Genomic DNA, 10,359 nt, shown 5'->3' with positions numbered 1-10,359 from the left:
ACACCGGCAGCTACTCCCCAACAGGATGTCGTCCTTTATCGGGTCTCGCATAAGGGAGCAAGATACTATAGGGGAGTATCCATGGCTCACACGGTCACCAACAAGAAGAAGCTCGTGTCGCGAGTCCGGCGCATCGCCGGCCAGCTGGGCGCGATCGAGCGGGCGATCGAGTCCGAAGCCGGATGTTCGCAAATTTTGCAGCAGGTCGCCGCGGCGCGGGGAGCCATGGGCGGGCTGCTGGAGGAACTGATCGAGGACCACCTGCGGCACCACGTGGCCCGCCCCGATCTGAACGAGGCCGAGCGCCGGAGCGGGGCCGACGAGCTGATCGCCATCATCCGTCGCTATTCAAAGTAGTGGCCCTGTGACGACGGCGGACGACGATGATCGACCTCGCGACCGGAAAGTCCGGACCGCACCACCGTTGAAGCCTTGTGCGTCGTCGGCATGACCTCTCCCGCATTCAGCCAGAAAATGGACTCTCCGATGGTCGATCAGTCCGGCCGCGACCTCCCCACCCTCGCCGACCAGGCGGAGGCCCGCACCATCGTTCCTGCCGGCCCGGATTCCGGGGACCATTCCGGGCAAAGCCATGTTCACGCCGGCCATGACCGCGATCACCACGATCATGACCATGACCACGACGACGATGGTCACGATCACGAGCATCCGTTTGAGTGGACGGAGGCGGTGCGCATCGGTTTCGTGGCGGTGACAGCAGCGCTCGTGTGGTTCCGGGTTTGGGAGCCGCTCGAAGCCATCAGCCTGATCGGAGTCGTCGGTCTGTTGGTGGGCGGTTGGCCGATCCTGAAGGAAGCCTTCGAGAACGTGCTTCAGCGTCGCATGACCATGGAACTGTCGATGACGATCGCCATCGTGGCCGCGGCGGCGATCGGCGAATTCTTTACGGCGCTGATCATCACGCTCTTCGTGCTGGTGGCCGAAGTGCTGGAGGGTTTGACGGTCGGCCGCGGCCGCAGGGCCATCCGCGATCTGCTGGAGTTCCTGCCCCGCGAGGTCTCGGTTCGCCGGACGGGCGCCATCCGGACCATTTCGGCCGAGGAACTCAACCTCGGCGACGCGATCCTCGTCGCGCCAGGCGGACGTATTCCGGTCGATGGCGCGGTCCTGTCAGGCCATTCGTTCGTTGATGAGTCCCGCATCACCGGTGAATCCATGCCGGTGGAGAAGACCGAAGGGACCGCTGTCTTCGCCGGATCCATCAACCAGTCCGGCGCGCTCGAAGTCCAAGCCGAGCGTATCGGCAAGGACACCAGCTACGGCAAGATCATCGAAGCGGTGGAGCGCGCGGAGCGCTCCCGAGCGCCGGTTCAACGGCTCGCCGATCGCATGGCGGGCTACCTCGTCTATTTCGCCCTCGGCTCGGCTGTCCTGACCTATCTGATCACCCAGAACATCTACTCCACGATTTCGGTGATCATCGTCGCCGGGGCCTGCGGCATCGCCGCCGGCACCCCCTTGGCCATCCTCGGCGGCATCGGTCGCTCCGCCCGGCTCGGCGCGATCATCAAGGGCGGCGTCCATCTGGAGACGCTCGGCAAGGTCGATACCGTCGTGCTCGACAAGACGGGGACCCTGACCTTCGGTCGGCCCGAGGTCCAGGCGGTCGTGACCGTGGCCGGCGCAACGCCGGACGACCTTCTCGACGCGGCGGCTTCGGCCGAATTACGATCCGAACACCCCCTCGGCAAGGCGATCGTCGCCTACGCCCTGAACCGGGGACGAACGGTGACCGAACCGGAACACTTCGCCTACACCCCAGGCCGAGGGATCGTCGCAAACGTGGGCCCCTCCGTCATCCTTGTCGGCAATCAGGCCTGGATGCAGGACAACACGGTATCGATCCCCGGCACGCTCAGCTTAGGCGTCCAAGCGGCTTCAGAGGTATACGTCGCCCGGAACGGCTGCCTGCTGGGCGCGATCGCGGTCGCCGACACCGTACGACCGGAGGCCAAGCGCGCCATAGAAGCGCTGCACGGCCTCGGCATCCGCACCCTTCTGTTGACCGGCGACGCCCTTCCCGTCGCTCAGGCCGTGGGAGCCAGCCTCGGCATCCGGGACATCGAGGCGGGCCTGCTCCCGGAAGACAAACTCGCCCGCATCCAGGCGCTCGTGGGGCAGAAGCGGATCGTCGCCATGGTGGGCGACGGCGTGAATGACGCCCCCGCGCTAGCCGCCGCCAGCGTCGGCATCGCCATGGGCTCGGGAACGGACGTCGCCCAGGAAAGCGCCGATGTCGTCCTTCTGGGAAATGATCTCGTGCGTCTCGTCGACACCTTGCGGATCGCGCGGCGGACCCGCCGGATCATCTGGCAGAATTTCGCCGGCACTCTGGCGATCGACGCCCTGGGGATCGGCCTGGCGGCGGCCGGCCTTCTCAACCCGCTGTTCGCCGCCTTCATCCACGTCGCATCGGAACTCGCCTTCATCCTCAATTCGGCCCGGCTCCTGCCCGCCGTGGCCAGAGCGGATGAGGCAAGCCCCGCCCCGGTCCCGATCGGCGTCCGGCTTTCGACGACCACGCCGTGAGTACCGATTCGCCGTGCATCGACGTCTGTCGCTTCGATGGTCGAACCGGCTGGTGCGTGGGCTGCGGCCGTTCGGTTCCGGAGATCCGGTCCTGGCGCAAAATGCAGCCACGGGCCCGACAGCTGATCCTCAAGGATCTCACGCGACGTCTGCGACGGTTGAAGGATCAGGGAAGATCCCAAGCCGATCGACCGTCCGCCGCGCCCGACGATCTGTTCCAGATCCGGGAGAGATGATTCCCGCATGCCCGGACAGCACACCCGGTTTCCGCCACGGGTCGAGTGCGCCGGACGGTGCGGACGCCTCGCCGGGGGTCGGGCGAGTCGCGATCTCGCCTCCGGTCGCCGGGCTTCAGAGCGACGCGCCCACCGCCGCTCCCACCGCGGAGGTGACCGCCATGGCCAGAGCGCCCCAGATCGCCACCCGCCCGGCCGCGCGCAACCGGCCTGCCCCGCCGGCGGCGGCGCCGATGGCCCCAAGTCCGGCGAGCGAGACGAGCGCCCCGGTCGCCACGGCCGGCGCGACCCAGTTCGGGGGCGCTCCGAGAGCGATGAGGAGGGGCACTGCGGCGCCGACAGAGAAGGTCACGGCCGACGTCAGGGCCGCCTGAACCGGCCGCGCCTTCATTCCGGGAACCAGACCAAGCTCGTCATGGGCATGAGCGGCCAGCGCGTCATGAGCCATCAATTGGCGGGCTACGGCGGCGGCCGTTTCGTCGTTGAGGCCGCGTCGGACGTAGATGGCTGCGAGCTCTGCGATCTCGGCTTCCGGGTCCGCGGCGATCTCGCCCGCCTCGCGCTCCAGATCCGCCGCCTCGGTATCCGCCTGCGAACTGACCGAGACGTATTCGCCCGCCGCCATCGACATCGCGCCTGCGACCAGTCCGGCGATCCCCGTCAGCAAAATGTCGCTGGGCCGCGCCGCCGCCGCAGCCACGCCGACGATGAGGCTGGCGGTGGAAACGATCCCGTCGTTGGCGCCGAGGATCGCGGCCCGAAGCCAGCCAATCCTCTCCACGAGGTGTCTTTCCCGGTGCAACGGCATCCCCCTAGCTCCTGTCTGGACCGCACCTTCAAGGCCGAAAGGTGGGGCGGGTCAATACTATCAGTAACCGACCACTGCGGTACTTGCCGTTTCGCGAATGCTTCTCATTTTTAGAGTAGATTTGTTTGAGGGCTTGGCTGGTTATTTGCGTATAAAGATGAGACGTCGTCATACCGGAGCGAACCTCGACCTGCCTCCAGGAGACTGCCTGATGTCAACAGACCGAAGCCTGCTGACCAAAGCCTTGCACGGGCTCCTGGCCATTGCGGTGATCCATCAACTGGTGATCATCAATTTCATGATCGCGCCGAAGCCCGGACGCGCCGAAAACTTCGCGTTCGAGCTTCACGAATGGGTGGGCCTGACCAGCCTCGGCCTACTGCTGGCCTACTGGTTGTGGACCCTGGTCCGTCGGGGCGAGGCTCGCTTCGGACTTCTGGTTCCGTGGTTCTCGCCGAAAGCGACCCTGGCCGTCTGGCGGGACTTCCGCCTTCACCTGTCCGCCTGGCGGCGTGGACGGCTGCCCGACGTCGACTCTCATCCCTTCGCGCACGCCGTCCACGGTCTCGGCTTGATCGTCATGTCTGTCATGGCGGTGACAGGAACGATGAGCCTCATCTCCGTCCTTCCCGAATCCGTCCGAACCGCGGGCATGAGCGTCCACGAGGCGTCATCCAAGCTCGTCTGGGCCTATGTTATCGGTCACGCCAGTCTTGCGATCCTGCACGAAGTCGCGGGCCACCGGCTTTTTCGACAGATGTTCTGGTCACGCTGACGAAGGGCCTTTGCTCGCGGTGTCAAGCCGCTGGAGGATGTCTGTCTGGATTTCGAGATGCCGGATGATCTCCTCCACCTCGAGCTCGGCCTTCTGATTGACGGCGAAATCCTCGTCGGCTCTGGCTTCCGCGTGACGCCCCTGAATGTTCTGGCCCACCATGATCAGCGGCATAAGCAGGATCTGGATCAGGTTGGAAATGAACAGCCAGAGTACGAACCCCATCGGCGGGTCGAACCGAAGCCGAACCGGGGCCAACAGGTTCCAGCCGAGCCAGAGAGCCGACCATGTGGCGATCATGAGGAAGAACCCCATGGTACCGACGCGCGTCGTGATCGTGATGGCGAAGCGGTCGAGCGGAGACAGCCGCTCTCTGGTCTGTTCGTTGACGTTCCGAAGGGTCGGCCGCCGCTGTCTAAGAGCGTTCAGGCCTAGCAAGTTGGTCGGTCGGTGCATGATTGTTCCTTGGCCCGTATTCACAGTCAGACTCGTCGCGACGACCAAGGACCCTCACGGTGAACCCGGATCAAACGCGTTTCCAACTTGTAACGTGCGCGAGAGCATTGGCGAAGGTTGGCCGGTCTAGGGTTCGATCACGCCCGATCCCGGGCGAATGGAGACGTCACATGACCCGCAAGAAACTCTTTTTCGGTTTGTCGGCGGCGGCGCTGATCTCGGCCGCGGCCATCGGCGGGGCGGCGGTCGCCGCCAATCCGGGCCCGCCTGGCGAGGACGAACGCGATGAGATCGCCGCCGTCAACGGCGCACGCGTCTCTCTGGCCCAGGCCGTCGCGATCGCGGAGCGCCAAGGATCGGGCAAGGCCATGGAAGCCTCGTTCGACGACGAGAGCGGCCGCAGCTGGGAAGTCGAGATCGCCAGCGGCGACCGCGTCACCACCTATGCCGTGGACGCCGCCAGCGGCGCCGTGAGCGCGGTCGCCGAAGAAGCCGACGAGGCCAACGAAGGTCCCGAAGACAACGATTGACCAGGACGCCGTCCCCTTATCGGGGGCGGCGTTACCTCACCGGGGCGCCCAGATGAAACTCCTCCTCCTCGAAGACGACGCCGAGGCCGCCGAGTTCGTGCAACGCGGGCTCGCGGAGGCCGGCCATACCGTCGATCTGGCCACAAACGCCGACGACGGACTGCATCTGGCGCTCGAGGGCGCCCATGACGTTCTGATCATCGACCGCATGGTGCCGGGCGGCGACGGGCTCGCCGTCGTCCGCGCGGTCCGCGAGGCCGGCAAGGCCACGCCGGTTATCTTTTTGACCGCCGTCGGCGGTGTCCGGGATCGGGTCGAAGGCTTCGAATCCGGCGGCGACGACTATCTGGTCAAGCCCTATGCCTTCAGCGAACTGCTGGCGCGGGTGCAGGCCCTCGGGCGCCGATCGCCCACCATCGACCTGAGAACAACGCTCGAGGTCGGCGATCTGTCGCTCGACCTCGCCGGGCGAACCGCCCGGCGGGAAACGACGCGGCTGGATCTGACGCCCCAGGAGTTCAAACTGCTGGAATATCTGGTCCGGCATAGCGGACAGGTCGTCACCCGCGCCATGCTGCTGGACAAGATATGGGGCTTTCATTTCGATCCCCGGACCAATCTCGTCGACGCGCACATGAGCCGGCTGAGGGCCAAGGTCGATCGCCCTTTCGGTCGGGAGCTGATCCATACAGTCCGTGGAGCCGGGTACATGATAGATGACCGAGCCTAGATTTCTCGCCTCTTCCGCGCTGCGGCTCGCGGCCGCGTTCGCCCTGATCTTCGCCCTGGGCGGAGCCTTGATGTTCGGGGCGTTCCAGTGGGGCGTGACCGGGTACGCCAACAACTCGCTCGAGGACGACCTTGGAGTCGAGACCCGGGTTCTGCTGGCCGACGGGGCAGCCTCCGACCTCGTCGGGCTGCAGCGCCGGGTCTCCACCCGGGCGCGGATCGCCAGCCCCTTCGCCTACGCGCTGTTCGACGGCGCCGGCCGTCGGCTGGGAGGCGAATTGCCGGTACCGGTCCCGGTTGCCGCTGGCTTGAGCCAGGTTTCCGTGCCGGCGCCGTCCGACGACGAAGCGATCCACGATGAACCGATCCTCGTGCGCACCCTCGCGACATCCTTGCCTGAAGGCACGCTCGTGGTCGGCAAGTCGACCCATGCGGTGCACGAGCTGCAGGAATGGATGGCGGAGATCGCGTTATGGGGAGCCGCTGGGATGGCGGTGCTCGCCGCCGTCGGCGGTTTGACGGTGGGCCTGATCCTGGCTCGGCGTCTCGACAAGGTGAACGCCGCGACCGCTAGGATCATGCAAGGTCATCTCGGCGATCGTCTGCCCCCCATTGGTCTGGGGTCCGAGTTCGCGACCCTTCGGGATAACCTCAATCGCATGCTGGAACGGCTGGAAGCCTCCATGGAGGCGATGCGGCACGTCTCGTCCGACATCGCTCACGACCTCCGCACGCCGCTGAACCGCATGCGCCAGCGCCTGGAGCACGCGCGCGGACACACCGCGACGGTCACGGGGCTACAAGGGGCGATCGATCAGGCCCTGATCGACCTGGACGGCGCGCTGGACATCTTCGCGGCCCTGCTCCGGATCGCACAGATCGAGGCGGGAACGGGCCGGGGGACCTTCGCACCGGTGTCCGCCTCGGGGCTCGTGCGGCGGGTGTTCGAGGCCTATCAGCCGGTCACCGACCAGGCCGGCCACACCATGGCGCTCCTGGCCGACAGCGACAGGATGATCATGGGCGACGAGGATCTTTTGATCCAGATGCTGTCCAATCTGGTGGAGAACGCCATCGTTCACGCCGACGGTCCGGTCCACATCATCATCGACGTCTACGACGAAGGAATGAGAACCGTCCTCTGTGTCAGGGATACCGGATCGGGGATTCCGGACGAGGCGCTGCCGAAGGTGACCCGGCGCTTCTTCCGCCTCGACCATAGCCGCCACTCGCCCGGGTCGGGTTTGGGACTCGCCCTGGTGGCGGCGATCGCCGCGCTTCACGACGCCGACCTCGTGCTGGAGTCCAACCGTCCCGGCCTGACCGCGCGGATCGCCTTTTGCCAGGACGTCGTGGACAGGACTTCGCCCGAATGACAGGCTGCACCCTTGTGAGCGCCCATCGGTTTCCAGGGCCGGCGCTCTGGCACCTCCGTCAATCGCCGGTCCGCCTTGGCGAGGCGCGTGTTTCGACCGCGAGCCGGCGCCGGTCGCTTCGCATGATACCTCGCCGGCCCTAGCCCACATCCTCTCCAAGGAGCACTGAAGCCATGATCCGCATCACCCAATCCCTTGCAGGCGTCGCCGCGATCGCGGTCCTCGCCGCAAGCCTCACCGCATGCAATCCGCAGGCCGACAAGGCGAACCCGCCGGCTACGGCGACCGCGGCCTCGCCTGTGGCGTCGGATCGGAACGTCCGGCTTCTGGCCGCGGCCGAGGGATACGAGACGCTGACGGAAACCGCGTTCGACAAGACGTTCCCTGAGCTTGCCGCCTCGCTGACCGCCGCCCGACAAAAAGCTTCCGAGGCTCGGACATTTCTGGCGACGGACCAGGCCGCGCGCCTCGACTCGCTGGGCGCGGGGATCGATGCCGCCTTGCGGGATCAGAATCGGTCAGCGATCGCAATCGCGGCGGTCGAAACCTACAGGGTTCTGGTGAGCGCCCAGGATGCCTCGGCCCAGGTACCCGTCGAGGTCAGTTTGCTGGACTATGCCGGTTTCAGATATGACGCCAACGCCAAGTCGCGGCCGGTCGATTGGGATCAGATGACCGCCGACGTGGCCTACGCCCGCGAAACCTGGGCACGGATTTCTCCGCGTGTCACCGCCAAGGGCCTGAGCGGCGCGTTCGAGAGCGCCCTCTCGGGAATGGAAATCGCCGTCGCGCAGAAGAACGCGGTCGCCGCGGAGATCGCGGTGTCGAACGAATTGGCGCTGGTCGACGCGCTTGAAGAGCATTTCAAGCCGGCGAACTAGCGCCATCCCTTCGTCTCGCCGGTCGGGACGGGCAAAATCGGTCGCTGGAGGCCTTGCGTGAGTGTGTTGACCCCTTCGCCCGAAAGAGGGACGGACGGCCGGATTCCGGACGGCCGACGGCGGCGGACGCGGGGTCTGGCGGCCGTGAGTCTGGCGTTCGTCGTCCTCGGCGGTTGCGTCTCCTATCGGTCCGCGGAACTGCCGGACCGCCCGCGTCCCGATCCCTCGACGACCGAACTGGCCCTGGCGGGCGCCCGGCTGGACTATCCCCGACTCGGCCCCGTGGACATAGACCTGTCGGGACCGCTTTCAGCACGACAGCTCGGCGTCATCGCCGTCATCGCCAACCCCGACCTGAGAGCCCAACGCGCCCGGCTCGGCGTCGCGGAGGCGCAGGTGTTCGAGGCCGGACTGCTGCCGGACCCCCAGTTTTCCTTCAGCCTGGACCGCCCCGCTTCGGCCCCCGGCCTCGTGGACGCCATTGCCGGCGGCTTGGGGTTCGACACCTCCAGCCTGTACACCCGTCCGCTCCGGCAGCGGACGGCCAGGGCGAGCCGGGATCAGGTGCGGCTCGACGTGGCCTGGCTGGAATGGCAGGCGGCGGGCCAGGCGCGGCTTCTGGGGGCCCGCATCGGCGGATTGGAAACAGTGCGGGGGCTGGCGTTCGAAGCCGCTCGCGCCGCCGACGACGCCCTGGATAGAACCCTTCGGGCGGTGGCGCGCGGCGATCTGTCGGCGAACGATCTGGAAGCCCGGCGCATCGCGGCGGCCGACGCCGGCGACCGGGCCCGGAGCGCCGAGCGCGATCTGCAGGCGGCGCGGTTCGCGCTGAACGCCGCGCTCGGTCTCTCGCCCGACGCCGTCGTCGCCCTGATCGACCCGCCGCTGTCCCATTTCCCGGCGCCGGACCCGGAGACTCTGGTCGAACGGGCCTATCGCCAGCGGCTCGACCTGGCCGCCCTGAGCGCCGGCTATGACGTTCAGGACGCCAATCTGCGGCTCGCCTTGCTTCAGCAATATCCTCGCCTGAACCTGTCGCTGAACGCGGCGCGGGACACAGGCGCGGTGAGGACGAACGGCGTCGCCATCGGTTTCGACCTGCCGCTGTGGAACCGGAACCGTGGCGCGATCGCGGTGCAGGATGCCACGCGCGAGCAGCTCCGCGCGGAATACGAGGCTCGCCTGTTCTCGACGCGGTCAGAGATCACCACCCTGATCGCCGCCTACCGGATCGGCCTCCGCCAGCGCGACGCGTTGGAGGGACAGGTCGCGCCGTTGAGGCAAACCGTCGAGGCATTCGAACGGGCCGGCGCGCGCGGCGACATCGCCCGCGTCACGGCCGAGACGGCGCGTCAGGCTCTCACCGACAAGGAGATCGCCCTCGCGGTCCTGGATCAGGCCCTGTCGGAACAATGGGTGGCGCTGGAACTGGCGTCGGGCGCCTTGATCGGAGATGCGGAATGATGCGGATCGTGGCAGGCGCGGCGGCGCTGGCGCTGGCGCTGGCGGGTTGCTCGAAGCCGGCGGAGAAGGCCGTCCCGCCGGTGGCGACCGTGCGCACAGCCGCAGTCGCCACCCGGATGCTCGACGAGACCGTCACCGCCTATGGCCAGGTGGAGTTCAATCCCGCCGCCGTCCGGACCCTGACGGCGACCTTCGAGGCCCAGGTGGCCCAGATCCATGTCACCGTCGGCGAGGCCGTGCGGGCCGGTCAGCCGATCGTGACCCTCATGGCCAGCCCAACGACCCGACTCGATCTGGATCGGCTCGCCCGTGAGGCCAGCGTGACGACCGCTGAACACGCGCGGCTTCAGCGGCTTCGCGCCGACGGGCTCGCCGCGGACGCCGAAGTCACCGTGGCCGCCGCCGCCGCGGCCACCGCCCGGGAAGCCAGCGCCAACCTGCGCCGCCTGACCGGCGGGGGCCGGATCACGCTCCGCGCGCCGGTCAGCGGCGTCATCGACAGCCTGCCCACGAGCCCCGGCGCGCCCGTCGGCGCCGGCGGGGCGGTGGCCGGT

The 10,359-nt window shown here is 67.3% G+C and carries 12 protein-coding genes; 10 read left to right on the top strand and 2 right to left on the bottom strand.

The genetic code is table 11. The features are described from left to right. The first annotated feature begins 81 nt into the window (after window positions 1–81). The 3 genes from Q0C81_RS10225 to Q0C81_RS18305 all read left to right on the top strand — a co-directional run bounded on the left by Q0C81_RS10225 (window position 82) and on the right by Q0C81_RS18305 (window position 2,786). On the top strand, window positions 82–357 hold the full coding sequence (locus Q0C81_RS10225) for a metal/formaldehyde-sensitive transcriptional repressor (RefSeq protein WP_291837149.1): 276 nt from the start codon (window positions 82–84) through the stop codon (window positions 355–357). Window positions 358–486: 129 nt separating this feature from the next. Continuing rightward, window positions 487–2,550, top strand: coding sequence for a cation-translocating P-type ATPase (locus Q0C81_RS10220; protein ID WP_291837146.1), 2,064 nt, complete (start codon window positions 487–489; stop codon window positions 2,548–2,550). Next, on the top strand, window positions 2,547–2,786 hold the full coding sequence (locus Q0C81_RS18305; protein WP_367117995.1) for a DUF1289 domain-containing protein: 240 nt from the start codon (window positions 2,547–2,549) through the stop codon (window positions 2,784–2,786). The genes Q0C81_RS10220 and Q0C81_RS18305 overlap by 4 nt, the downstream gene beginning before the upstream one ends. A gap of 115 nt (window positions 2,787–2,901) precedes the next feature. Here the strand turns inward: Q0C81_RS18305 and Q0C81_RS10215 are convergent, their stop codons facing one another. Beyond that, the gene (locus Q0C81_RS10215; protein ID WP_291837144.1) at window positions 2,902–3,594 is read right to left on the bottom strand and encodes a VIT family protein; all 693 of its coding nucleotides are present in this window, start codon (window positions 3,592–3,594) and stop codon (window positions 2,902–2,904) included. A 157-nt stretch (window positions 3,595–3,751) separates the two neighbouring features. Here Q0C81_RS10215 and Q0C81_RS10210 point away from each other — a divergent pair, with 157 nt between their 5' ends. Next, a complete protein-coding gene (locus tag Q0C81_RS10210; RefSeq protein ID WP_291837142.1) occupies window positions 3,752–4,369 on the top strand; it encodes a cytochrome b/b6 domain-containing protein in 618 nt (205 codons plus the stop codon). Here Q0C81_RS10210 and Q0C81_RS10205 read toward each other — a convergent pair. After that, window positions 4,361–4,825 carry a DUF1003 domain-containing protein gene (locus Q0C81_RS10205; protein WP_291837140.1) on the bottom strand — a complete coding sequence of 155 codons (465 nt, stop codon included), beginning with the start codon at window positions 4,823–4,825 and terminating at the stop codon, window positions 4,361–4,363. The genes Q0C81_RS10210 and Q0C81_RS10205 overlap by 9 nt on opposite strands. 170 nt (window positions 4,826–4,995) lie before the next feature. Between Q0C81_RS10205 and Q0C81_RS10200 the strand changes: the two genes are divergently transcribed. The 6 genes from Q0C81_RS10200 to Q0C81_RS10175 form a co-directional block, all read left to right on the top strand. Continuing rightward, on the top strand, window positions 4,996–5,355 hold the full coding sequence (locus tag Q0C81_RS10200) for a PepSY domain-containing protein (protein WP_291837137.1): 360 nt from the start codon (window positions 4,996–4,998) through the stop codon (window positions 5,353–5,355). 52 nt (window positions 5,356–5,407) lie between these two features. Beyond that, a complete protein-coding gene (locus Q0C81_RS10195) occupies window positions 5,408–6,085 on the top strand; it encodes a winged helix-turn-helix domain-containing protein (RefSeq protein ID WP_291837135.1) in 678 nt (225 codons plus the stop codon). Continuing rightward, the gene (locus Q0C81_RS10190) at window positions 6,072–7,460 is read left to right on the top strand and encodes a HAMP domain-containing sensor histidine kinase (protein ID WP_291837133.1); all 1,389 of its coding nucleotides are present in this window, start codon (window positions 6,072–6,074) and stop codon (window positions 7,458–7,460) included. The genes Q0C81_RS10195 and Q0C81_RS10190 overlap by 14 nt, the downstream gene beginning before the upstream one ends. Window positions 7,461–7,633: 173 nt before the next feature. Further along, window positions 7,634–8,341: a hypothetical protein gene (locus Q0C81_RS10185; protein ID WP_291837131.1), complete on the top strand. Its 708-nt coding sequence runs from the start codon at window positions 7,634–7,636 to the stop codon at window positions 8,339–8,341. A gap of 144 nt (window positions 8,342–8,485) precedes the next feature. After that, window positions 8,486–9,805 carry a TolC family protein gene (locus Q0C81_RS10180; RefSeq protein ID WP_291837129.1) on the top strand — a complete coding sequence of 440 codons (1,320 nt, stop codon included), beginning with the start codon at window positions 8,486–8,488 and terminating at the stop codon, window positions 9,803–9,805. Next, on the top strand, window positions 9,802–10,359 hold a 558-nt coding region (locus tag Q0C81_RS10175; protein ID WP_291837127.1), incomplete at its 3' end, for an efflux RND transporter periplasmic adaptor subunit. The genes Q0C81_RS10180 and Q0C81_RS10175, both read left to right, overlap by 4 nt.

This window comes from Brevundimonas sp. (assembly GCF_023259385.1).
Taxonomy (GTDB): Bacteria; Pseudomonadota; Alphaproteobacteria; order Caulobacterales; family Caulobacteraceae; genus Brevundimonas.
The sequence above is the reverse complement of the archived record's forward strand: the minus strand, read 5'-3'. Positions and strand labels throughout refer to the sequence as shown.

What these genes read in the sequence shown, in the direction of transcription:
- Q0C81_RS10225 (WP_291837149.1), top strand. Translation starts at nt 82, where the DNA reads ATGGCTCACACGGTCACCAACAAGAAGAAGCTCGTGTCGCGAGTCCGG.
- Q0C81_RS10220 (WP_291837146.1), top strand. Translation starts at nt 487, where the DNA reads ATGGTCGATCAGTCCGGCCGCGACCTCCCCACCCTCGCCGACCAGGCG.
- Q0C81_RS10215 (WP_291837144.1), bottom strand. Translation starts at nt 3,594, where the DNA reads ATGCCGTTGCACCGGGAAAGACACCTCGTGGAGAGGATTGGCTGGCTT.
- Q0C81_RS10210 (WP_291837142.1), top strand. Translation starts at nt 3,752, where the DNA reads ATGAGACGTCGTCATACCGGAGCGAACCTCGACCTGCCTCCAGGAGAC.
- Q0C81_RS10205 (WP_291837140.1), bottom strand. Translation starts at nt 4,825, where the DNA reads ATGCACCGACCGACCAACTTGCTAGGCCTGAACGCTCTTAGACAGCGG.
- Q0C81_RS10200 (WP_291837137.1), top strand. Translation starts at nt 4,996, where the DNA reads ATGACCCGCAAGAAACTCTTTTTCGGTTTGTCGGCGGCGGCGCTGATC.
- Q0C81_RS10195 (WP_291837135.1), top strand. Translation starts at nt 5,408, where the DNA reads ATGAAACTCCTCCTCCTCGAAGACGACGCCGAGGCCGCCGAGTTCGTG.
- Q0C81_RS10190 (WP_291837133.1), top strand. Translation starts at nt 6,072, where the DNA reads ATGACCGAGCCTAGATTTCTCGCCTCTTCCGCGCTGCGGCTCGCGGCC.
- Q0C81_RS10185 (WP_291837131.1), top strand. Translation starts at nt 7,634, where the DNA reads ATGATCCGCATCACCCAATCCCTTGCAGGCGTCGCCGCGATCGCGGTC.